The organism is Polynucleobacter sp. UK-Gri1-W3, from assembly GCF_018881595.1.
Lineage (GTDB): Bacteria > Pseudomonadota > Gammaproteobacteria > Burkholderiales > Burkholderiaceae > Polynucleobacter.
On sequence record NZ_JACVQA010000002.1, the window covers coordinates 82445 to 106255 of the forward strand.

22 protein-coding genes and 1 tRNA gene are annotated in these 23811 nt (G+C 45.8%); 6 read left to right on the plus strand and 17 right to left on the minus strand.

Annotated features, from left to right (window positions below; translation table 11 throughout):
- Positions 1-9: 9 nt before the first annotated feature.
- The 5 genes from ICN36_RS03110 to rpsB all read right to left on the minus strand — a co-directional run bounded on the left by ICN36_RS03110 (position 10) and on the right by rpsB (position 3910).
- Complete coding sequence (locus tag ICN36_RS03110; protein WP_216226956.1) at positions 10-783, minus strand: isoprenyl transferase; 774 nt, start codon at positions 781-783, stop codon at positions 10-12.
- A 25-nt stretch (positions 784-808) separates the two neighbouring features.
- The gene (frr, locus tag ICN36_RS03115) at positions 809-1369 is read right to left on the minus strand and encodes a ribosome recycling factor (protein ID WP_216226957.1); all 561 of its coding nucleotides are present in this window, start codon (positions 1367-1369) and stop codon (positions 809-811) included.
- Positions 1370-1380: 11 nt separating this feature from the next.
- Positions 1381-2091 (minus strand): UMP kinase, encoded by a 711-nt coding sequence (gene pyrH / locus ICN36_RS03120; protein ID WP_215359535.1) that lies wholly within the window; start codon positions 2089-2091, stop codon positions 1381-1383.
- A 185-nt stretch (positions 2092-2276) separates the two neighbouring features.
- Positions 2277-3161 carry a translation elongation factor Ts gene (gene tsf / locus ICN36_RS03125; protein ID WP_216226958.1) on the minus strand — a complete coding sequence of 295 codons (885 nt, stop codon included), beginning with the start codon at positions 3159-3161 and terminating at the stop codon, positions 2277-2279.
- Entirely contained in the window at positions 3161-3910 is a 750-nt protein-coding gene (gene rpsB / locus ICN36_RS03130; protein ID WP_216226959.1) for a 30S ribosomal protein S2, read from the minus strand. Before rpsB ends, tsf begins: the two co-directional genes overlap by 1 nt.
- Positions 3911-4178: 268 nt before the next feature.
- On the opposite strand from rpsB, the gene map reads away from it, so the two are divergent.
- Both map and ICN36_RS03140 read left to right on the plus strand, forming a co-directional pair.
- On the plus strand, positions 4179-5015 hold the full coding sequence (gene map, locus ICN36_RS03135) for a type I methionyl aminopeptidase (protein ID WP_216226960.1): 837 nt from the start codon (positions 4179-4181) through the stop codon (positions 5013-5015).
- Positions 5016-5019: 4 nt separating this feature from the next.
- Positions 5020-7617, plus strand: a complete 2598-nt coding sequence (locus tag ICN36_RS03140; RefSeq protein ID WP_216226961.1) for a [protein-PII] uridylyltransferase — start codon at positions 5020-5022, stop codon at positions 7615-7617.
- Here the strand turns inward: ICN36_RS03140 and ICN36_RS03145 are convergent.
- The 4 genes from ICN36_RS03145 to smc are packed head-to-tail and all read right to left on the minus strand — an operon-like array spanning position 7614 to position 14734.
- Positions 7614-8105, minus strand: coding sequence for an NUDIX hydrolase (locus ICN36_RS03145; protein WP_216226962.1), 492 nt, complete (start codon positions 8103-8105; stop codon positions 7614-7616). The genes ICN36_RS03140 and ICN36_RS03145 overlap by 4 nt on opposite strands.
- 11 nt (positions 8106-8116) lie before the next feature.
- Entirely contained in the window at positions 8117-10132 is a 2016-nt protein-coding gene (gene ligA / locus ICN36_RS03150; protein ID WP_216226963.1) for an NAD-dependent DNA ligase LigA, read from the minus strand.
- A gap of 9 nt (positions 10133-10141) precedes the next feature.
- Positions 10142-11212 carry a cell division protein ZipA C-terminal FtsZ-binding domain-containing protein gene (locus ICN36_RS03155; protein ID WP_370623397.1) on the minus strand — a complete coding sequence of 357 codons (1071 nt, stop codon included), beginning with the start codon at positions 11210-11212 and terminating at the stop codon, positions 10142-10144.
- The gene (gene smc, locus ICN36_RS03160) at positions 11213-14734 is read right to left on the minus strand and encodes a chromosome segregation protein SMC (RefSeq protein WP_216226964.1); all 3522 of its coding nucleotides are present in this window, start codon (positions 14732-14734) and stop codon (positions 11213-11215) included.
- Between the two features lie 174 nt (positions 14735-14908).
- Between smc and dapD the strand changes: the two genes are divergently transcribed.
- The 3 genes from dapD to prmB are packed head-to-tail and all read left to right on the plus strand — an operon-like array spanning position 14909 to position 17838.
- Positions 14909-15736 carry a 2,3,4,5-tetrahydropyridine-2,6-dicarboxylate N-succinyltransferase gene (dapD, locus tag ICN36_RS03165; protein WP_216226965.1) on the plus strand — a complete coding sequence of 276 codons (828 nt, stop codon included), beginning with the start codon at positions 14909-14911 and terminating at the stop codon, positions 15734-15736.
- Between the two features lie 9 nt (positions 15737-15745).
- Positions 15746-16897 (plus strand): succinyl-diaminopimelate desuccinylase, encoded by a 1152-nt coding sequence (gene dapE / locus ICN36_RS03170; protein ID WP_216226966.1) that lies wholly within the window; start codon positions 15746-15748, stop codon positions 16895-16897.
- 44 nt (positions 16898-16941) lie between these two features.
- The gene (prmB, locus tag ICN36_RS03175) at positions 16942-17838 is read left to right on the plus strand and encodes a 50S ribosomal protein L3 N(5)-glutamine methyltransferase (protein ID WP_216226967.1); all 897 of its coding nucleotides are present in this window, start codon (positions 16942-16944) and stop codon (positions 17836-17838) included.
- Positions 17839-17849: 11 nt separating this feature from the next.
- Here prmB and radA read toward each other — a convergent pair whose 3' ends face one another.
- From radA to ICN36_RS03190, 3 genes are read right to left on the minus strand one after another with little or no spacing between them, the layout of a single operon-like run.
- Positions 17850-19214 carry a DNA repair protein RadA gene (radA, locus tag ICN36_RS03180; protein WP_216226968.1) on the minus strand — a complete coding sequence of 455 codons (1365 nt, stop codon included), beginning with the start codon at positions 19212-19214 and terminating at the stop codon, positions 17850-17852.
- 37 nt (positions 19215-19251) lie between these two features.
- Complete coding sequence (locus tag ICN36_RS03185; protein WP_255531218.1) at positions 19252-19746, minus strand: hypothetical protein; 495 nt, start codon at positions 19744-19746, stop codon at positions 19252-19254.
- 11 nt (positions 19747-19757) lie between these two features.
- Positions 19758-21698 carry a potassium transporter Kup gene (locus tag ICN36_RS03190; RefSeq protein ID WP_216226970.1) on the minus strand — a complete coding sequence of 647 codons (1941 nt, stop codon included), beginning with the start codon at positions 21696-21698 and terminating at the stop codon, positions 19758-19760.
- Positions 21699-21867: 169 nt separating this feature from the next.
- Here ICN36_RS03190 and ICN36_RS03195 point away from each other — a divergent pair.
- Positions 21868-21944: transfer RNA gene (locus tag ICN36_RS03195), tRNA-Met, on the plus strand.
- Between the two features lie 90 nt (positions 21945-22034).
- Here the strand turns inward: ICN36_RS03195 and ICN36_RS03200 are convergent.
- From ICN36_RS03200 to ICN36_RS03220, 5 genes are read right to left on the minus strand one after another with little or no spacing between them, the layout of a single operon-like run.
- Positions 22035-22709 carry an NUMOD3 domain-containing DNA-binding protein gene (locus tag ICN36_RS03200; RefSeq protein WP_216226971.1) on the minus strand — a complete coding sequence of 225 codons (675 nt, stop codon included), beginning with the start codon at positions 22707-22709 and terminating at the stop codon, positions 22035-22037.
- Positions 22706-22882, minus strand: a complete 177-nt coding sequence (locus tag ICN36_RS03205) for a hypothetical protein (RefSeq protein WP_216226972.1) — start codon at positions 22880-22882, stop codon at positions 22706-22708. The genes ICN36_RS03200 and ICN36_RS03205 overlap by 4 nt, the downstream gene beginning before the upstream one ends.
- Positions 22857-23291 carry a hypothetical protein gene (locus tag ICN36_RS03210; RefSeq protein ID WP_216226973.1) on the minus strand — a complete coding sequence of 145 codons (435 nt, stop codon included), beginning with the start codon at positions 23289-23291 and terminating at the stop codon, positions 22857-22859. The genes ICN36_RS03205 and ICN36_RS03210 overlap by 26 nt, the downstream gene beginning before the upstream one ends.
- Positions 23291-23497 (minus strand): hypothetical protein, encoded by a 207-nt coding sequence (locus tag ICN36_RS03215; RefSeq protein ID WP_216226974.1) that lies wholly within the window; start codon positions 23495-23497, stop codon positions 23291-23293. Before ICN36_RS03215 ends, ICN36_RS03210 begins: the two co-directional genes overlap by 1 nt.
- A gap of 2 nt (positions 23498-23499) precedes the next feature.
- Entirely contained in the window at positions 23500-23778 is a 279-nt protein-coding gene (locus ICN36_RS03220; protein WP_216226975.1) for a hypothetical protein, read from the minus strand.
- Positions 23779-23811: the final 33 nt, after the last annotated feature.

Sequence of the window (23811 nt, forward strand, 5' to 3'; positions counted from 1 at the left end):
TGAACTACATCAAACTGCATCGCTCGTAGCTTGCGATGCAAGCTGAGCACTAGTACGACCAAAGCGGCGCTCGCGCTGGCTAAACCAGTCAAACGCCTTGTGTAGCTCTTTCTCATCAAAGTCAGGCCACAAGATATCTGTGAAATACAACTCGGTATAAGCCAATTGCCATAGTAAGAAATTGCTCACACGCTGCTCGCCGCCAGTGCGGATAAATAAATCAGGTTCTGGAGCATAAGCCATCGAAAGATGAGGCTGAAGTAATTCTTCAGAAACCTGCTCTGGCTTTAAATTGGGATTGGCAGCAAGGCATTTACGCATGGCCTGCAAAATATCCCAACGACCACCATAGTTAGCAGCAATCGTAAAAGTGAGTCCTTTGCAGCCAGCGGTCTTTTTTTCGGAAAACTCCACCATCTCTTGGATAGCAGAATCAAATCGACTCAAGTCGCCAATCAATCGCAAAGCAATATCGTTCTCAGCCAAACGCGAGACTTCGCCTTTGAGTGACTTTAGAAAAAGCTTCATCAGGAAACCCACTTCTTCTGGTGGGCGACGCCAGTTTTCAGAGCTAAAGGCAAATACCGTTAAGTACTCGACACCAAGCTTGCGACATTCTTCAACAATCTTGCGCACCGCACTCAATCCTTCGGAGTGACCAGCAACACGCGGCATCATGCGCTTGCTAGCCCAGCGCCCATTGCCATCCATAATGATGGCAACATGGCGCGGTACAGCACTGACCTCTGGAATGGCTAGAGTTGAGCTGGAATGTTGAGTCATGAAAAGCTAAAAATTCAGGACGGCTTTAAACCGTCATGATCTCTTTTTCTTTTTCAGAAACGATCTTATCAACATCAATCACTGCTTTATCAGTCATCTTCTGAATTTCATCTGTAGCGCGACGCTCTTCATCCTCGGAAATTTCTTTATCCTTAGTAAGGCGCTTTAAATGCTCGTTTGCGTCACGACGTAAATTACGAACAGCAATCTTGGTTTCTTCACCCTCATTCTTAACAACCTTAGTGAGGTCACGGCGGCGCTCTTCAGTCAAGGCAGGCATTGGCACGCGAATTACCGTGCCTTGGGATGCTGGGTTTAAGCCTAAGTCAGAGTCACGAATTGCTTTTTCAATCACTGCAACCATCGTCTTTTCAAAGGGCTGAACATTAATGGTGCGCGCATCCGCCAAGCCTAAGCTAGCAACCTGACTTAATGGGGTGGGATTGCCGTAGTAATCCACCTGAATGTGCTCCAAAATTCCTGGGTTAGCACGGCCAGAGCGAATCTTGGCTAAATTGGTTTTCAAAGCCTCAATAGACTTGCGCATCTTTTGATCGGTATTGGTTTTAATTTCTGCTGCAGACATCTGACCTCCTATTAAACGTGTACCAAAGTACCTTCAGGCTCACCTTGCACTACACGCATTAATGCACCTGGCTTGAGAATTGAAAATACTTTGATTGGTAATTTGCGATCACGGCACAATGCAAATGCAGTTGCGTCCATAACCTGTAGATTTTTGATTAATGCTTCATCAAACGTAATGGTTTTATATAAAGTGGCTGTTGGATCTTTTACTGGATCAGCGCTGTAGATTCCGTCTACCTTGGTTGCCTTGAGCATGATCTCAACACCCATCTCAGCCCCACGCAGAGCAGCTGCAGTGTCAGTAGTGAAAAATGGATTACCTGTACCAGCGGCAAAAATAACGACCTTACCCTCACCCATCGCACGAATTGCACGTGGACGAATATATGGCTCGACTACTTGATCCATGCGGAGTGCGGATTGCACTCGCGCTTCCACACCTTTTTGGCGTAAGGCATCTTGTAATGCCAAGGAATTCATCATGGTAGCCAGCATACCCATGTAATCGGCAGTTGCACGATCCATGCCCGCTGCGCCACCGGCAACACCGCGGAAAATATTTCCGCCGCCAATCACAATTGCTAGCTCCACACCGATATTCACAATATCAGCGATTTCCTTAACCATGGAATCGATAGTGACTGGATTGATGCCAAAAGCATCATCGCCCATAAGGGCTTCACCAGATAGTTTTAGAAGGACTCGTTTGTAGGCTGGCATGTTTTTTATTTTCCGTAATTTGCCAAGTAATTTACTTACTTAGCTTATTGATCTTTAAGCACTTTTTAATATCTCTGCCAAATTATAAAGGGCTTGAGGGGGATCAAAGAAAAGGGCATAGAAACTAAGGTTTCCATGCCCTTTTGGGTATTACCAACCAGTGGGGCAAGCCCCAAACTAGCCTATTAAGCTGTTGCTTTAGAAGCGGCAGCCACTTGTGCAGCTACTTCAGCCGCAAAGTCATCTTGACGCTTCTCAATACCCTCGCCTACAACAAACATGGTGAAACCCTTGATTGTTGTATTTGCAGCCTTGAGCATTTGCTCAACAGTTTGCTTATCGTTCTTCACGAAAGTCTGATTCAACAAAGAAACCTCTTTAAGGAACTTCTGAATAGAACCTTCAACCATCTTTTCAACGATTTCTGGTGGTTTGCCAGATTCAGCAGCTTTTTGAACAGCAACGCTACGCTCAACGGCAATTGCTTCGGCAGGAACGTCAGCCATCGACAAAGCCACTGGCTTCATTGCGGCAATATGCATTGCTACGTCTTTAGCAGCAGTTTCGTCACCCTCGAACTCAACCATCACACCAATACGTGCGCCATGGAGGTATGAGACCAACTTGTTGCTACCAGCAAAACGCTTGAAACGACGCGGCATGATGTTCTCGCCGATCTTGCCGATCAGTGCGCTACGAACTTCATCAACAGTTTGACCATTCAATGGCAGGGCTAACAATGCAGCAACGTCAGCTGGATTGTTTTCAGCAACCAACTTCACGCAGTCATTTACAAACGCCAAGAAGTCGTCGTTCTTAGAAACGAAGTCAGTTTCGCAGTTCACTTCTAGCAAAGCACCAGTAGTGCCATTGATAGAAGTGGCAACGATACCTTCAGCCGTTACACGAGAAGCCGCTTTACCAGCTTTGCTACCCAGCTTTACACGCAGAATCTCTTCTGCACGAGCCATATCACCATCAGCTTCAGTCAAAGCCTTTTTGCACTCCATCATCGGAGCATCAGTTTTGGCGCGTAACTCGCCAACCATTGCAGCGGTAATAGCGGCCATTATTCAGCCTTCCCTTCTTCAACAAACTCTTCTTCACCTTCTTTAACTGCTGTCAAGATTTCTTGAACAGAGTTGGCTTTGCCTTCGAGGATTGCGTCAGCAATGCCACGTGCATAAAGGAGAACAGCTTTGCTAGAGTCATCGTTACCAGGGATGATGTAATCAACACCTTCTGGTGAGTGGTTGGTATCTACAACAGCGATCACTGGAATACCAAGCTTGTTAGCTTCGGTAATAGCAATCTTGTGATAGCCAACATCCACCACGAAAATCGCATCAGGAACACCGTTCAAATCTTGAATACCGCCAAGTGCTTTTTGCAACTTGTCGAGATCACGGTCGTTAGTCAAAGCTTCTTTCTTAGAAAGCTTTTCCCAGTCGCCAGCTTCTTTAGCAACTGCCATGTCTTTCAAACGCTTGAGGGAACCTTTAACAGTTTTGAAGTTGGTGAGTGTGCCGCCCAACCAACGGCTGTCGATGTAAGGCATACCAGCACGAGCAGCTTCTTCAGCAATGATTTCGCGTGATTGACGCTTAGTACCAACAAATAAAATAGTGCCACGATTGGAAGCAATTTGCTTTGCAAATTTCAGGGCATCCTGAAACATTGGCAATGTTTTTTCCAAGTTGATGATGTGGATTTTGTTGCGATGGCCGAAAATGTAAGGGGCCATTCTTGGGGACCAGAAACGGGTTTGGTGACCAAAATGGCAACCGGCTTCCAGCATTTGACGCATAGTTACTGACATAACTTCTCCTAAGGGTTATTTCTAAAGTTGAGTCCTAGCTGCGCTAAAAAACGCCACCCTGGAAGGCTCAACTCGCGATTTCAGGCCAAAAATAGACCTAAGACCAAAATTATAGCTTAAATATCAATGCTCTAGCTAGCTCCACCCCCACCTAAACAGGCAGCCCAAACCCCAAAATGATCCCTAGAAGCCTTATAAAGGGCAGAAATGCCCAATTTTTGAGCATTATGGGCAAACTAAAACTCTCCAAGTCGTTGATAATCAAGGCATGAATAGTGTATTTACCGCAGAAAAAGACATCCTCGGGATGCGTGAAGCTGGCCGCTTAGCTAGCGAAGTGATTGATCATGTGGCCCCTCACGTCAAAGCTGGGGTGACTACGGGCGAACTAGATCGGATTTGCCATGAATACATGCGCAACGTCCAAAAAACGATTCCAGCCCCATTGAACTATCAGCCGCCTGGATACCCTCCATTTCCAGCATCCATCTGCACTTCAGTAAATGATGTGATCTGCCACGGTATTCCGGGGGACAAAGTTCTCAAGACTGGTGATGTAGTCAATTTAGATATCACTGTCATTACTCCCGATGGTTACTACGGCGATACCAGTCGCATGTTTATGGTGGGTGAAGTTTCCGTCATGGCTAAACGCCTCACTCAAATTACGTTTGAATGTATGTGGCTAGGAATTGCGCAAGTTAAACCAGGCGCATCACTTGGTGACATCGGTCACGTGATTCAAACACATGCAGAAAAAGCAGGTTACTCTGTAGTGCGTGAATACTGTGGTCACGGTATTGGAAAAGTGTTTCATCAAGATCCACAGATTCTTCACTATGGTCGCCCAGGTACCGGCGAAAAACTAGAAGCCGGCATGACCTTTACGATTGAGCCGATGATCAACGCTGGCAAACGCGATATTCGCACAATGCCTGATCAATGGACAGTGAAAACAAAAGACCGGAGCCTGTCAGCCCAGTGGGAGCACACACTCCTTGTTACTCAGACTGGTGTTGAAGTGCTTACCTGGTCAGAAGGCAGCAACCCACCTCCTGATTGCGTTAAAGGCCTTTCATTTAGACCTACATTAGTAAGCGCTTAATACGATGGGTGAGTCGCTGGCCGCTAGCAATATTACTGATGCAGCCAGCCTGCGTGCAGCTCGAGAAATAGCTTACGCAGAATTTAAAAATACACAGTCTGTAGGCAAATTAACTAAGCAACTTTCTAAACTGAGTGACCAACTCCTCAGCCATTTATGGAATAGCTGCGGCTTAAATAATGAGGCCACACTAGTTGCGGTTGGCGGCTTTGGTAGGAGTGCTTTATTCCCTTACTCTGACATTGATATTTTGATTCTGTTGCCAGACGATGAAAAAAAAGCGCAAGCTTTATCTAAGCAAGTGGAGCAATTTGTTGCTAGCTGCTGGGATACCGGATTAGAGATTGGCTCTTCAGTCAGAAGCGTGGCTGAATGCATGTCAGAATCTGAGCAAGACATTACGGTGCGCACATCCCTCTTAGAGGCGAGATTGATTTGCGGCAATAAGTCATTGCTTAAAGACTTCGCTAAAGCATTTGAATCTGCCATGGATCCAAAAGTGTTCTTCCAAGCTAAGCAGGCAGAGCAGATTCAGCGTCATTACAAGTATCAGGACACTCCTTACGCTTTAGAGCCTAATTGCAAAGAGAGTCCTGGAGGATTACGTGATTTGCAGGTGATCTCCTGGGTGAGTAAGGCCGCATTATTAGGCAATACCTTTAAGGACCTCAATGAGGCTGGCCTAGTTACGAAGCGCGAACTAACTGAACTCAACCGTAATCAACGATTCCTAGAAACACTGCGCGCTAACTTGCATTTACTTGCAGGGCGCAGACAAGATGTTCTCGCATTTGATTTGCAGGCCGCATTAGCAGCGTCAATGGGAATCACGGAAGAATCCTCACGTAAAGCGAGTGAAGCCATCATGCGTCGCTACTACTGGGCGGCTAAAGCAGTTACACAGCTAAATGACGTTCTATTGCAGAACATTGAAGCCCTTCTCTTTCCGCAAGAGTCTAAGACAATCCTTTCCGTTCCCGGTGAAGGCAATGAACACTTCATTGAACGCCAAGGTGTGTTGGACATAACTGACCCAGAACTCTTTCAGAAACATCCCGAGCAAATTCTGCGTACCTTCTTGGTTTTTGCGCAAACTGCGAATGTTAAAAGCTTATCAGCCACCATTTTCAGAGCGCTCTATAACGCGCGCCAGAAAATGGATAGCCAATGGCGCAAAGACCCAGTTAATCGAGCGCTTTTTATGGAGATTCTGAAAGAGCCCGATGGAGTCAGTCGTGCATTTCAGTTAATGAACCGCACTAGCGTGCTTGGTCGCTACTTACCTGCATTTAGAAAAATAGTTGGCCAAATGCAGCATGATTTATTTCATATCTACACAGTTGATCAGCATATTCTGATGGTCTTGCGTAATGTCCGACGCTTTATGGTGGTTGAACACACTCATGAATTTCCGTTCTGCAGTCGCTTAATTGCCAACTTCGAAAAGCCGTGGTTACTGGTCATTGCCGCCCTTTTCCACGACATTGCTAAAGGACGTGGTGGCGACCACTCAGAACTAGGCAAAGCTGACATGCGTCAGTTTGCTAGAGAGCATGGCCTAGATAAAAAAGATACTGAGCTACTAGTCTGGCTGGTGGCTGAACATCTCAATATGAGTCAATTTGCACAAAAGCAAGACATCACTGACCCTGAAGTAATACGCGCTTTTGCCAAGAAGATGGGTGATGAGCGGCACCTCACTGCACTGTATTTATTAACTGTTGCTGACGTCCGAGGGACCAGTCACAAGGTATGGAATGCCTGGAAAGGCAAGCTCTTAGAGGATCTTTATCGCGCAACACTCAGGGTATTGGGTGGTGCAAAACCGGATGCCTCTTCAGAATTAGCACAACACCAAGAAGAATCTAAAGCTAAATTAAGGCTGTACGGTATCAATGACGAGTCTTATGAAGATTTGTGGAAGCAGTTGGATGTTGCCTTCTTCTTAAGGCAAGACCCCTCTGATATTGCATGGCTTACACGCCATCTATATAACAAGGTAAATAGCGATCAACCTATTGTGAGAGCAAGACTGTCTCCCATTGGCGAAGGCTTGCAAGTTGCTGTTTATGTCAAAGACCAAGAAGATCTCTTTGCCAGAATTTGTGCCTACTTTGAAAAGCACGGTTTCTCCATTTGGGATGCGCGTATTCATACAACACGTCATGGTTACGCTCTAGATACCTTTCAGATCTCTGGCAGCAACTTGGTAGATGAGGGTGGTAGCTATCGTGACATCATTCAATTGGTAGAGTTTGAGCTGACAGAGGCCTTAACAAATGTAGAGCCACTACCCAATCCAAGCATGGGTCGCCTCTCTAGGCAATCACGCACTTTCCCAATTCAACCACGCGTTCACATGGTCCCAGACGATCGCGGCAGGTACTACACGCTGGCACTCTCTGCAAGTGACCGTACCGGCCTGCTCTACACAATTTCTAGAGTGTTAGCGAAGCATCAGGTATCCATTCATACAGCCAGAATTAATACGCTGGGAGAAAGAGTAGAAGATATCCTGCTCTTAGACGCCGCAAGCTTGGGCAAGAATCCCAAGTTACAGATCCAGCTGGAGACAGAATTGCTTGAGGCTTTAGGGGCTTAAGCCAATTTAGCTAAAGCACGTTGGATGCGAATGCTTTCAACATCAGCAAAAGCAAACCACTTATGCTCAATATCCTCTAGAGATTGCTCTTCTCGCAAGACCCGCAAGCGATAGAGTAGATCGATATGCAAATGGGCGCCCTCACTTTTTTTGGGATTTTCAGGAATCTCGTGAATATCAATATCAATAGGGTCCTGGTTATCAGGGTCTAACTCGCAAACAAAACCAGTTTCCTCGTAAACCTCTCGTATCGCCGCATCAACTGGAGATTCACCTTCATCCACATGGCCCCCAGGTTGAAACCACCGCTTGATATATGGATGAAAAATTAAGAGTGCTTTGCCATCACGGATGACTAGGCCACTAGCAGTGATATGGCCTTGGGTTATTGAGCGAGAAAATGGATTTGAGGAAGCAAGAATCACCTCACACTTAGTATGGTGAATGGTATTGCTCGCCTGAACAATAATTGCTGAAAAAATATCCATCCCGAAAGATATTATTTCAATAAATCCAGCATTGCTGCTTCATCAATTACCTGAACACCCAATTCTTCAGCTTTGGTAAGCTTGCTACCGGCATCTGTGCCTGCAACGACATAGTCGGTTTTCTTAGAGACTGATCCGGCCACTTTTGCTCCCGCTTTTTCAAGAAGGTCTTTAGCTTCATCTCTTGTCATCGTCGGGAATGTACCTGTCAGGACAAATGTTTTGCCTGCAACGGCAGCGCTAATGACTTTTTCTTCTACGGCAAGTTGCATTCCCGATGCCAAGAGCTGCTCAATGACTTCGCGGTTATGCGCCTCCTGCATAAAGCTCGTGATGGAGTCTGCAACAACTGGACCTACATCTTTTACTGTGAGCAGATCTTCGAGATTTGCATCCATGAGAGCATGCATCGACTGGTAATGATTCGCCAAATCCTTGGCTGTAGTCTCACCCACATGACGAATACCCAAAGCAAAGATAAATCTAGCTAAGGTTGTGTTTCTAGACTGATTAATGGCTTGAATAAGATTGTCTGCAGACTTCTCACCCATACGTTCTAGGTTGGCTAGTGCCGTGAAGCCTAACTTGTATAAATCTGCGGGAGTTCTAACAAGGTTGTGATCGACCAATTGATCCACAATCTTCTCACCTAGACCTTCAATATCTAACGCTCTTCTGTGGGCAAAGTGAATTAAGGCCTGCTTGCGCTGCGCGCCACAAAACAGTCCGCCACTACAACGCGCCACCGCCTCATCCGCCAAACGCTCGATATGCGAATCGCATACTGGACAGTTCGTAGGCATTACAAATTCCGTTGCATCGGCTGGGCGTCGATCCTTAATCACAGAGACAACCTCTGGAATGACATCGCCCGCTCTTCGCACTGAAACGGTATCACCAATACGCACATCTTTCCGTTTGACTTCATCTTCATTGTGTAGCGTGGCATTGGTAACGGTGACACCACCAACTTCCATAGGAGCAAGTCGCGCCACTGGAGTAATCGCTCCAGTACGCCCTACTTGCACATCAATACCAAGAACGGTAGTTAGGGCTTCTTGTGCTGGATATTTATGGGCGAGTGCAAATCTAGGGGCTCTTGAAACAAATCCCAACTTGGCTTGCTCGGCAAAGGAATTAACTTTGTAGACCACGCCATCAATGTCATAAGGCAGTGAGTCCCGTTTAGCACCAATCTCGTTATAGAAAGCCAGAATCTCTTCCACAGAATGCAATACCTTGCGTTCTGAGCAAACCGGTAAGCCTAGCTCTGCGTAAGCATTGAGTAATTCTTCATGGGTTTTAGGTAACCAAGTTTGGGGCTCTAGAGCACCTATGCCATAAGCAAAGAAAGATAAAGGGCGCTTAGCTGTAATCTTCGAATCTAGTTGACGAAGGCTGCCTGCTGCCGCATTGCGAGGGTTAGCAAATTCTTTCTCACCTAACTCTGCTGCCTGTCTATTCATTTTCTCAAAGTCTTTGAGATACATAAAGACTTCACCACGAACCTCTAAAACATTCGGAATATTCTTTCCGGTAAGCTTTAGTGGAATAGCGCGAATCGTTTTAATGTTGGCTGTGACGTCTTCCCCGCTAGCACCGTCACCTCGAGTTGCCGCTGTTACTAGTGAGCCATTTTCATAACGAAGAGAAATCGCAAGGCCATCGAACTTCAATTCACCTGCATAGGTTACATGGTCAACATGGAGCGCCTCGCGGCAACGACGATCAAAAGCAATCAGCTCAGCATCTTCGAATGCATTATTTAAAGAAAGCATTGGCACTGCATGAGTAACCGAATCAAACTCTTTTAAAGCCGTACCACCCACGCGCTGAGATAGGGATTCCGAGGTAATCCATTCGGGATGGGCAGCTTCAATCTCGAGCAATTCCCGAAAAAGGCGGTCATATTCAATATCAGGTAGCAGCGGATTATCTAGAACGTAATAGGCATGCTCTAGACGAGCAAGCTCTGCTTGCAAGAATGCGTAACGCTCCGCTAAATTTGTCGGAATATTAGACGACAAAGTGATTTCCTAGCTAAATAGTCTGCTAGCTGTAGAAGATCCAGCGGGAACGCCAGATTTCTCAAGATTGGCATAGAGAATATCGAGGTGCTGACGAATACTAATTACCGCCGCTTCACTCAGATTGATGCCATTGTCATCCACTAAGCGACCATGTGCCGCTTGTGCAATCTCAATACCTTCGGCAAGCATTCTTTCAAATGCGCGCTCGTCTTGTGGTACTAAGGGAACTTCAAGCAATAGGGTGGCTTGGCTTACCAATCTATTTGGATCCAAATCAGTGCTACTAAACAGTACTATACCTTTGCTGAGGTATTCGTAATGTCGTCCGTTACGAGCTAGCTTAAAACCACGTTGACGCATGAGGGCATCAAAGTTACCCCAGGGGCATGGCTCATCAAACAGCACATTAATACTCAATTGAATATCACTTTCTGCCGCCATGACATCCAATTCTTTAGCGCCTTCCAACATCGTACTCACGCTCGGCATATCAATTTGGGAACCCAAGGTATCAGCAAGCGCTTGTGCGCGAGAGCAAAAGTCAGATAACTCTAAAACGCCAATAGGACCTTTACGGCTTGCCAGCTGAATAGCCAACTGCAAATCAGAATACGTGGAATCAGGATGTAACTCTTCCCAATCCTCAGCAACGTCTAGGTTGGCATTTAAGCCTTCACACATCCAGCGTACGGTCGATTGAGCCTCAAGATCGGTCCAAGCATTAATTTCTGCCAGGATTTCTGCACCGCTAATACCCTCATCAAAACGAAGTGTGATGACGCAATCAATCCGTGGATCAATGGCGAACTTTTCTGGCGCCGTAATTGTTGTGATCGCTTCACCGAAACTGGGCTCGGTACGGCCTGTATTGCTATCTGCAAAAGCCTGAGCAAAACTTGGCACTTTTCCAAAGCGATCATCTAGGGAATATTCACTTAGCTCTTTTGCCTTACGGCGAGCACGAGCGTACTTAATATTCAGAATAGCGACTGTTATCAGAATCAATAGACCAATGACAGCTAACGCCAACTGCAAATCAGACAAACCTAACATCGTCATGATTTGTTCTACGTACACTTAGGCAGCCTCCACCATTGAAACGGCAGAAGAAATATCCACCGCAACAATACGGGATACGCCCTGCTCTTGCATCGTGACACCAATCAATTGATGTGCGATTTCCATAGTGATCTTGTTATGTGAAATAAACAAAAACTGTGTCTTATCAGACATTTTGGCAACTAGCTGGGCATAACGCAAGGTATTTGCATCATCCAAAGGAGCGTCAACCTCATCCAATAAACAGAATGGGGCTGGGTTCAATAGGAAGAGTGAGAACACCAAGGCAATCGCAGTCAAAGCCTTCTCGCCACCTGACAGGAGGTAAATAGAACTGTTTTTCTTACCAGGAGGCTGAGCCATGACCTGAACGCCAGAGTCCAAAATCTCCTCACCAGTCATTACCAATTCAGCATGACCGCCACCGAACAATTCAGGGAAGAGTTTTCCAAAGTGGCTGTTAACCTGATCAAAAGTACCCTGCAATAGATCGCGAGTTTCGGCATCGATCTTTGCAATCGCATCTGTCAGAGTCTGCATCGCTTCGTTCAAGTCAGCTGATTGCGCATCTAAGAACTGCTTGCGCTCACGGGAGCTTGATAGTTCATCTAAAGCAGCCATATTAACTGGACCTAAAGACTGAATCTCGGTATTTAAGCGATTGACCTCGCTCTGCAGCGCGCCAACCTTCAGATCTGCACTGAAGTTCGCCTCAAGCGCAATGAGATCTGCCTCTGCATCAGATAGCAATGTCGCAAATTGTTCAAAGTTCAAACGAGCCGCTTGTTCACGCAATTGCAGATCAACCACTTTATCGCGCATAGGCTGGAGGCTACGCTCTACCTGCATACGCAACTCATCCGCTTCGCGCAACTGGTGCAATAAAGCATCTTGCTCGGTACGCGCATTTGCTAAAGCAGCTTCACGTGCGCTACGAGCAAGTAATAAGCCTTGTAACTTGTCTTGAGCTTCTTCGTCACTCAAAGTTTCTAATTCTTGAGCGGCAGCATCATGCTTATCCTGAATCTCCATGATCTGAGTACGCGCAGTACTTTGATCGCGCTGTAGATCGGCGATACGTTGTTGCAAAGAACGGGCTGCAAATGCAGCTTCTTGAGCAGACATCTCGGCCGCACGGAGTGACTCACGCAAACGATCACGCTCTTCGGTGGAGCGCTCTAGCTTTTCTTGCGCTACCTGCAAAGCCTCTTGCAAGGCTTGCTTAGATTCTTCAGACTCAAGCAACTCAGCAGCAGATTGCTCTTGAGTTTGCGCTAATTGCTCCATTTGCTGGCGCAACTCGCTCAACTCACCCTGAATCTGCGCTGCGCGTTGACTGTATTGCTCTTCAGCTTGAGTCAACTGCATTCTTTCCACTTCAAAACCATGCGCCTCTTGAACAGCATGCTCAGCGTTTTCACGAGCTTGTTCAGCAGCTTGATGTGCCGCTTGATAGTTTGCAACGCACTGATCTAGCTCGCCTTTGAGTTCGCTTTGCATGAGTTGTTGTGCACGCAATTGCTTTTCAAGACTTTCCATCTCTTGAGCGCGCGCCAACATACCAGCCTGCTCAGAGTCAGCGGCATAGAGCTGCACACCAACACGGCTTACTAAGTGCCCTTGTTGAGTAACAAATGCGCCACCAGCGGGTAATTTTTCACGGCGATGTAAGGCATCTTCAAGACTGCTAGCGATGTAAATGTTATCCAACCACTCCTGCAAAACAGATGTGAGCCTTGCAGGGCCCGCACTTTGCACGCGGCTCAACAATGGCGTGAAGTCAGCTGGAGCAGCGGTATGTGCGGGAGTGATTTCCTCTGTGAGCAAAATAGCTAAACGACTTGGAGGAGCCTCATTAGCCAAAGCCAATGTCTCTTGAACGCTCTTTGCCGTAATAGCTGCCAAACGCTCACGCAATACGGATTCCAAGGCAGATTCCCACCCGCTCTCGACTTTGAGTTCTTGCCAGAGACGCTTACTCTCTTTAAGGCCCTTACTTTCCAACCAAGGACCAATCTTGCCTTGGGCTTGTACGCTTGCTTGCAAGGCAGTCAATGCTGTCAACTTGGCTTCAGTTTGAGCAAGATCTTGATTTGCTACTTGAATTTGTTGTTGCGCAGTATTGCGAGCCTCATCTGCAGCAGGAACACGTTGTTGAGTCTCAGCAGCGCGATGCTTGGCCTCCTCAACTTTACGAGCAGCCATTACTTGACGATCAATTGCCGTCTGCAGCGCTTCAGCATCAGGACGACGTAAACCATCGAATTCACCAGTTAGACGAGTCTCGCGCCCCTTCAATTCATCTGACTGAGCAGACATTGAACGAAGACGCTCGCCCAAACTTGCTAAGCGCTGCTCAATTGAAGCAAGCGCATCACGTGCGCTATTTAATTCACGTGAGGCAGTTTGGTAAGTCTCTTCACGGCTTGGCATTTGCTCTTGCAAGCCATTTAAATCTGCCAAGAGTGTTTGTTCTTTTTCAGAAGCCAAAGACAACTCATACTCAGTAGTGCGCTGCGCTTGTGCTGCATCTGTTTCTTGCACAGTCCAACGTTGCAGCTGAGCTTGCAAGTCTTGAGTTTGTTGTTGCAAGCGTTGACGTGCTTCTTGCACATAATGAATCTGCGCTTCAACCTGACTAACGTCAGAGTTTGTTTGATATAAATCACCTTGCGCTTCTGAAACTTTATCTTGTAATGCATATTGCTGCGTACGCATTGTTTCTAGCTCAGCCTCAGCATGGCGGAGCTTAGCGGTCTGTTCTTCTAAGCCTACTTGTGTGTCACGGATACCGTTTGCATGACGCTCTTGTTCTTTACCAGCCTCAGTCTGACGCACAAACCACAATAATTGTTGCTGTGATTTCATCTGCGTAGATAGCTCTGCGTGACGCTCAGCTACAGTCGCTTGTTTTTCCAAACGAGTTAACTGTTGATCGAGTTCGCGCAAGATATCTTCAACGCGAGTTAAATTTTCTACGGTGTCTTCTAAGCGTGAAGCAGTTTCTTTGCGACGCTCTTTATATTTAGAAACGCCAGCCGCCTCTTCCAAGAACACGCGCAACTCTTCTGGCTTTGATTCCAAAATTCTGTTGATCGTACCCTGACCAATAATGGCGTAGCCTCTCGGACCCATACCAGTACCCAAGAAAATATCTTGAATATCTTTGCGACGAACCACTTGGTTATTCACGTAGTAACTAGAATTTCCATCACGTGTCAAAACACGTTTAATACCCAATTCTGCAAAAGTACCCCACTGACCTTGAGCACGACCTTCAGTGTTATCAAAAATGAGTTCTACACTTGCTCGGCCAGCTGGTTTACGCAAACCAGAGCCGTTAAAAATAACGTCCTGCATAGATTCGCCACGCAATTCGCTGGCGCGTGATTCACCCAAAACCCAACGGACGGCGTCAATAATGTTCGACTTTCCGCAACCGTTAGGACCTACAACGCCAATAAGTTGGCCAGGCATTTCAAAATGGGTTGGGTCTACGAAAGACTTAAAGCCGGAAAGTTTGATTGATTTCAGTTGCACGGCGTACTTTGCAGGGAAAAAAGAGGTTCAAATAAAGGGGTAAAAATTAAAGCTAAAGTGGGAAGATGATAGCAAGCTCTTGCCTGCTTGGACGCGTTTTTGGCCCATCTATATAATGATGAATCTACCTCCAGGGGCAAAATCCCTTAACAATCTGATAGTTAACTAAAAAGCATGAGCCAATCACCACAAAACATCATTGAACAAGCCTGGGAAAACCGCGCAAACCTGTCTCCAGATAGCGCCCCTGGGGATGTCCGTAATGCCGTAAATGCCGTTTTAGAAGGCCTTAATGCCGGCACTATTCGCGTGGCCGAGCGCCGCGATGTTGGCAAGTGGGAGGTAAACCAATGGGTTAAGAAAGCTGTTTTGCTCTCTTTCCGCCTAGAAGACAATAAACCTGTGAGCGCCGGGGGATTTACCCAGTTCTACGATAAGGTTCCTAGTAAGTTTGAAAACTACACAGCAGCCGACTTTGCTGCCGGTGGTTTCCGCGTAGTTCCCCCTGCCGTAGCCCGCCGTGGCTCATTTATCGGTAAAAACGCCGTTTTAATGCCTTCTTACGTCAATATTGGCGCTTATGTAGGCGAAGGCACAATGGTTGATACCTGGGCTACCGTAGGTTCTTGCGCCCAAATTGGCAAAAATGTACATCTTTCCGGTGGTGTTGGTATTGGCGGTGTTTTGGAGCCAATTCAAGCAGGCCCAGTCATTATTGAAGATAACTGCTTTATCGGAGCCCGCTCCGAGGTAGTCGAAGGCGTCGTTATCGAAGAAAACGCTGTTTTATCTATGGGCGTCTACATCGGTCAAAGCACCAAGATCTATGACCGCGAAACTGGTGAAGTGCACTATGGTCGTGTTCCAGCTGGCTCAGTAGTTGTTCCAGGCTCCCTTCCTTCTGCATGTGGCAAGTACAGCCTTTATGCAGCAATCATCGTTAAGAAAGTTGATGCTCAAACTAGAGCAAAGACCGCCATCAACGAATTACTTCGCGACTAAGTTAAAGCCATGAGCGCCACACTTGAGCTTACACAAGCTCTCATCTCCTGCCATTCCGTAACGCCGGCTGATGGTGGCTGCCAAGATTTAATTGCCAAGCGATTGCAAGCAATTGGTTTTCATACTGAGAGCATGGTGAGTGGTCCTGAAAGTTTTCAGGTCACCAACTTGTGGGCAATTAAAAAAGGTAAGGCTGGCGATCAAGGCAAAGTCTTGGTGTTTGCAGGCCATACCGACGTAGTGCCTACAGGCCCATTAGAGAAGTGGACAAACAATCCCTTTACCCCAACTATCCGTGACGGCATGCTCTATGGGCGTGGCGCAGCGGATATGAAAACTTCTCTCGCAGGTTTTGTTGTTGCTACAGAAGAATTTGTTACAGCACACCCAGATCACGAAGGCTCTATTGCATTCTTAATCACTAGTGATGAAGAGGGTCCCGCTAACGATGGCACAGTCATCATGTGTGATCGCTTGCAAAAACAGGGCCAGCGCTTGGACTATTGTGTGATTGGTGAACCAACTTCAGTTGATCAACTTGGTGACATGATTAAAAATGGTCGCCGTGGTTCCTTATCAGGCAAGCTTAAAGTAAAGGGTATTCAGGCGCACATTGCCTACCCTCACCTCGGTAAGAATCCCATTCATCTATCCGCACCAGCAATTTCTGCATTGGTAGAAACTGAGTGGGATAAAGGCAATGAATATTTCCAGCCTACTAGTTTTCAGATCTCCAATGTGCATGCGGGTACAGGTGCAAATAACGTCATTCCGGGTGAGCTGGTTATCGACTTTAATTTTCGCTTTTCCACAGAGAGTAAGCCAGAACAATTGCGTGAGCGTCTAGAAAAGATTCTGAAAGACGCAGGTCTTGAATTTGAGATTAATTGGGTATTAGGCGGCAGTCCATTCATTACTGGTGATGGCGATTTGGCTGGAGCATTACGCAAGGCCATCAAAGCAGAAACCAATATTGATACAGAACTATCCACCACTGGCGGCACCAGTGATGGACGTTTTATTGCTAAGATTTGTAACGAGGTTGTCGAATTTGGCCCCCTCAATGCAACTAGCCACAAAATCGATGAATGCGTCATTGTTGATGATGTGGTGCCTCTTAAAAATATCTACCGCAAGACTCTCGAGCAATTAATTGCTTAAGTACAGTTTCGTCACGCGCCCTTTTCCCTAAAAAATTCTCCATCATGGACCCTGAGTCTCAGCAACACCTTACAGTAAATCAGTGCATCGATCAGATTGCACAAAAACTTGAAGCAGCAAAGTTGCATTACGGCCATGGGGCAATCGATGCACAAAGTGAAGCCTTGTGGATTGTCAGCAAACAACTTGACCTTAGCCCAGCAGAAGCGCTCGATCACTTGGATGATGCAATCACCGAAGAGAAACAGCAAAAAGCATCCGCTATCGCTGACACCAGAATTTCTACACGCAAGCCACTTGCTTATATCTTGGGTGAAGCTTGGCTCATGGGCGTACCTTTTTTCAGCAGTGAACAAAGTATTGTTCCGCGCTCTTGGATTGCAGAACTCATTGTTGATGGCTCGCTAGAGCCTTGGTTGCCTGCCGATGGCAAAGCGCTTGATCTTTGCACGGGTAATGGCTCACTGGCAATCCTATTGGCTCTGTCATGCCCAGATATTCATGTGAGTGCCTGTGATATCAGCATGTCTGCACTCTCCATAGCGGCTCGTAACGTTGATCGTCACGGCCTAAGTTCTCAAATAGAGTTATTGGATGGAGACCTCTGGGATGCTTTGCCAGAGCCCAATGAAGATAACCTCTTTGATCTGATTATTTGCAATCCGCCCTATGTCAATGCTGCCTCAATGGATGCACTTCCTGCTGAGTATCACGCCGAACCTAAGCTGGCTTTGGCTGGCGGAGATGATGGCATGGATTTAATTAGGCGCATTATTGATTTAGCGCCGGATTACTTATCTGAGCGCGGAGCCATTCTGATTGAGATTGGTAATGAGTATGAGAATTTCAAAAAAGCTTTCCCGCAAATTTCGGCAATCTGGATAGAAGTCTCTGCTGGGGAAGAACAAGTCTTACTAATTCAGGCAGAAGATTTGCGTTAAGCGAAGAAAAGTTAACTTAACTCTGCAGCAGCGGCAATTGCTTGGTCAATGCGCTCTACGGGGATCACCTTTAATCCTGGAATCTTGGTCTTCGGCATATTCGCTTTAGGAATGATCGCTATCGTGAAGCCAAGCTTTGCAGCCTCCTTCAAACGCTCCTGACCACGAGGACAAGGACGAATTTCTCCAGCCAAGCCAACCTCACCAAAGACAATCAGCTCTTTTGGTAGGGCCCGATTACGAATCGATGATTGAATTGCTAACAATACAGCCAAGTCAGCAGCAGGTTCAGAAATCTTGACGCCACCAACCGCATTCAAGAAAACATCTTGATCAAAACAAGCAACACCAGCATGACGATGTAGCACCGCTAAAAGCATTGCTAGCCGAGCTTGTTCTAAGCCAACTGCTAAGCGGCGGGGATTAGGAACATGCGCTGTATCTACCAAAGCCTGAATCTCTACCAACAGAGGTCTACTACCTTCTTGCGTAACCAGAACGCAGGCACCTGGAACCATTTGCTCATGTTGCGACAAAAAGATAGCTGATGGGTTGGTAACGCCACGCAGACCTTTTTCGGTCATCGCAAAGACGCCCAATTCATTCACTGCGCCAAAACGATTCTTAATAGAGCGCACTAAGCGGAAAGAAGAGTGAGTATCACCTTCGAAATATAAGACGGTATCCACAATGTGTTCAAGAACCCGAGGGCCAGCAAGGTGACCATCTTTTGTTACGTGACCCACCATCAATATACATATGCCACTCGATTTAGCAGCCCGTGTTAACTGGGCTGCGCACTCTCGCACTTGGGCTACAGAGCCAGGAGCAGAACTCAATACTTCTGAATATAAAGTCTGAATAGAGTCCACCACCAATACTTGTGGCTTAACGGTGTCCATAATGGAAATGAGTTTTTCCAACTGAATCTCTGCTAACACTTCAAGTTGCGGCGCATCCAATGCAATGCGTTTTGCACGTAAGGCAATCTGCGCAGCGGATTCTTCACCGCTGCTATAGAGCACGTTCATACCAGCCGAACTCATTTCTGCCAATGCTTGCAGCAGCAAAGTAGATTTACCAATACCCGGATCACCGCCCAAGAGGACTACACCGCCTGGAACCAAGCCGCCACCCAGCACGCGATCAAACTCCTCAACACCCGTACTAAATCTTGGCAGATCTTCAGCGCTGATAGCGGATAGCTTTTGTCTTGGCAATGATTGTGCCAAGCCCTGAAAACGAGCATTTTGGCTTGTCTCAGGCAAGCCTTCTTCCAAAGTATTCCAGGCCTGACAAGATGGACATTGGCCCTGCCACTTAGCAGAGGTACCGCCACAAGACTGACAGATATAAATCGATTTGACTTTAGCCAAGGATTACCTAATTAAATAAAAATTAAATTGGAAAAAATTAATCGAGCTGAGTGCCCGCTTTATTTTCTTGAGCTCGCTTAGGAGCATCTTTACGACGCTGCTCTAGATCCGCCGCTCTTGCTGCAGCATCTTTTTGTTTCTGCTCAAAATCACGTTGATTGGCATCTCGCTCAGCCGCTTTTTCGGGTGATGCCCTTTCAGTAGCACGCTTAATATCATCTTGGTTTTTGATGCTTTCACGAAGCTTTCGTTGTGCTTCATGTAAAGCAACTTCTTGCTCACGAATGGGATCGATTTCCTTACGATAATCTGCACGCGCATCCCTTAAACAAGAGTTGACCCAGTACTTCTGATAACACTCGGCAGATGCTTTACCCCAGCGGTACTTAGACCATTCACGCTGAAGCTCCAACTCTTGTTCAATCTTGTCCAATTGCTCGAGCTCTGCCTCTTCTGCTGGAGTAGCAAGCACAACACCACTGAATGCAGTAGCCAATAAAAATATTGAAATAAATATTTTTGATTGGAGCAAAAGACTCTTTCTCAAATCTCGACCTTTGCACCCAACTCAACCAAGCGATTTGCAGGAATCTTAAAGAAGTCCGACTGACGTCCAGCATTTTGATACATCCAAGCAAATAGACGTTCACGCCAGATTGCCATACCTGGCAATGTAGTGGGAACAATAGTATCCCTTGAGAGAAAGAATGAGGTGTTCATTAAATCAAATTTCAGATCAAACTGACTCTCAAGCAAAGCCAAAATTTGATTGGTATCAGGAGTCTCTTTGAATCCATAAACTGCGCGCACCACATAAATATTGGGACCAAGCTCTTTTAAAGTAAGTCTTTGCTCATCACTCACATAGGGCACATCCCAGATACTGCACTTTAAGAAAAAGACACGATCATGAAGTATATGGTTATGTTTAAGGTTATGCAAAAAAGAAACAGGCAAGTAATCTACATGGGCAGTGAGAAAGATAGCAGTACCTTCTACTCTGTGCGGTGGGTTTAGCAATAAAGAAGTGATAAAAGTATCTAGCCGAATTCCGTCATTCAAAACACGTTCGCGAACAATTTGACGACCTTGGTACCAAGTCATCATTAGCAAGAAGCAAATCGAAGCAATCACTACTGGGAACCAACCACCTTCAAATAACTTGACCAGGTTTGCGGTAAAGAAGCCGACATCAATAACTAAGAAGCAGCTAATGATGATGGCTACAAGAATAGAATTCCACTTCCATAAAGCCTTCATCACCACTGCAGCCAACAAAGTTGTTAAGAGCATTGTGGTTGAAACAGCAACGCCGTATGCATTAGCTAAATTTTCAGACTTCTTGAAAGCTAAAACAATTCCAATCACAACAAAGCAAAGAACCCAATTGATAAAAGGAACATAGATCTGCCCTTTTTCCTTGGCCGAAGTAAATGCGATTTTCATGCGGGGCAAAAAGCCGAGCAAAATAGCTTCGCTAGTCATTGAGTAAGCACCGGAGATACAAGCCTGAGAAGCGATTACCGTTGCCAGGGTAGCCAATACCACTAAAGCAAATGTATATGATTCAGGCACCATCAAAAAGAAGGGGTTTGAGACCGTTTCTGGATGAGCCAGGAGCATTGCTCCTTGCCCAAAATAATTAATCAATAAACAAGGCATTACCAATAAAAACCAGGCGTATTTAATCGGACGTATTCCAAAATGCCCCATATCTGCATACAAAGCTTCGGCACCAGTAAGAACCAAAAAGATGGAGCCTGTCACTGCAAATGCGATGCCCGCATCCTGAGTCATAAATTGAAGGGCGTGAATAGGATTCAAAGCACCAATAATTTGCGGTGCATCTTGAATTTGGTTGAAGCCCATTAAAGCTAAAGATCCAAACCACACCAACATGACAGGCCCAAAGAGTGCACCAACTACTGAAGTACCTTTTTTCTCAAACAAAAATAAGCACAACAAAATTCCAATCGTAATTGGAATAACGTACGGGATAAAGCTATCAGACACAACTGTAGTGCCCTCGATGGCAGAGAGCACTGAAATAGCAGGAGTAATAACAGCATCGCCATAAAATAGACAAGCACCCAAAACCCCCACAACCATAATAACGATGGATCGCTTAGATTTCGTTTTAGCAGTGCGCAAAGCAAGCGCCATCAAAGAAAGAATGCCGCCTTCACCATGGTTATTTGCTCGCATGACAAACAATAGATACTTGAGCGATACCACCAAAATGAATGACCAAAAAATCATAGAAATGACGCCAAATATAGATTCAGTGGTCATCGGAATGCCATTTTGTGGATCAAAGCAAACCTTTAAAGCATAAAGTGGACTAGTGCCAATATCGCCAAAGACAATACCAATTGCGCCCAGCGCTAATGTCGCTAGGCCGCCCTTTTGATGATGATCTTGACCCTGGATTTCAACCGGACGCAATATCTCTGAGTGCGAAAATTCGGGATTGCTAACTGACATGAATCATCCTTTTATAGGCCAAATGTTCAACTTAATGCGTGGCGATATGTTACTCCTTAACGATGCCCATCAAATCTAGATTTTCCTTAATAAAACTGCTCATTTATGCGTTATTTACAGGAATACCTCGACAGAGACCCCCAAAAAATGTTAGAATTTAAGCTTCAGACGCGGGGTGGAGCAGTCTGGCAGCTCGTCGGGCTCATAACCCGAAGGTCGTAGGTTCAAATCCTGCCCCCGCAACCAGTATATATAAGGCTTTCAGGTCAATCGGCTTGAAAGTCTTTTTACTTTTCTAAGCCCTCGTAGGCGTATCGTAGGCATTTTGTGGGAATATCACCCGCCTAATTCCTTCTTTTTAGCTTCCCTAGCCTTTGCAGACAATCTCATTTTTTCCAATGTTTCAGGAGAATGCTTTCTTCCAGTCATTCCTAGCGTTTTTATGCCCGCTCTAGCCTTTTTTGTTGATTCCCTAATCTTGGCTTTTTGCTCTTCGGGCATCACATAACCTTTGTGAGAAGAACTCAAATTAGCTATATGGTCATCCGAGAAAGATCTGCCCCTACCGCCTTCACCATTTATGTTCCCCCTCATGGCTTGGCTCATCTTTTGCTTTGTTTCTTCAGGGCGCTTACGACCAGTATGTAGTCTGCTAGTAAATGCCTTTCTTTCGGGAGAATTTTGAAGTTTCTTTTGAATTTCGCTTAATTTTTTGCGAGTTTCCTCTGAGGGGAAAAATCCAACTGTTCCCTCGCCACCCTCAGTCATATTTACTAAATTTACACCTAGCCCTTTGAAATATGAAATAAGTTCAACTTCATGCTTCTTTGCTTCTTCGGAAGTATTCCAGTAAGCAAGTATTTCAACCTCATAGCCATATTTATTGACTACATTGTGCCAATACTTATTTCGACCTTTGGTGCTGTGGGCACGATCATATTTTGCAGAACCTTGTCCAATATAAAAAATTGAGCTGTCAGGTTTTTTATGTGCGTAAGTGTAGAAGTTCATTTCAACTTACCCGACATCTTATTTCTCATCTCAAACTCCATCGCCTGAGCAAACTCCTCTAGCTGTTTGGCTTTAGCCTTTTGCATCTCGATCACCTGCTTACCAGTCACCACTTGGCTAGTGGCTAATAGGCTCTCTAACGATGGCTTAGTCTTCTTTTGTAGATCCGTCATTGGCAATTCGATACTTTTCAAGCCACTCCCTTTGAGGTTTAGAGGGTCTTCCCCTTGAGTGACCATTTTGGCTAAATGATTTATCAGAGAAGTTCTCACGATAAAAAGCGGTTAATTCGTCATGGGGGTATAGATACCACTCGCCCGCTTCTTTATCCTCAAACATAATGTAAAGATCTTTGCCTTCGTACTCGGGGCTAGTGGTCAGCCTACCTTTTAACTGCACCTTCAGCCAATCGCCATCCTTGTGCTGTGCTAAAAAGTCAGCACCAAGCCAGTCATATTTCAATAGGTTGGTAATGAAGCCATAATCAGCAAGAATGGCTGAAGCCTTTTGAAAGTTGTAAGTTTCTTGAAGTTTGGCGGGCAAGTCTTTGTAAGCGACCTTTCCGTATTTATTTAAAAGCATCAAAAGTCATCCTCAGGGAATCGTTCACGGCTTAATTGCTCCATGAGTTCGGTCTTGCTAGGTGATCCCCTTCTTGGGCGATTAGTGCCGTATTTAGCCCAATGCGCTTGATCTTCTAGGATTTGCTTTTGCTCTGCCTTATGGTCTTCGTCTAGGCTGGTTAGCCGTTGTGTGCTTACCTTAGAGAAGAATTGGACATCCGACATTTTTATTGAATCGACTTAGGGCGATATTCATAAATTACTGTAAGCGTGCCAGCAGGCTTAACGAGAAGCATAAAGAGAAGTGCTATCCCACCAATAACAATAAGACATAGCATAAGAGCCACAAAAAAATTCAGTGGACTATAAGAGCCGTCTGCCCACGATGTCGAGATGGGGTAATAACCCTCTTTCGCCATTACAACAGCATGAGCTTCAAATTCTTCAGGTGCTTTTTCAGAATCTCCGTAGTAATTCTTGACAATTGTGCTTGGCTTGGTTTCCATGTCTGCCTTAATTATTAAAGTCAATTCTAAACT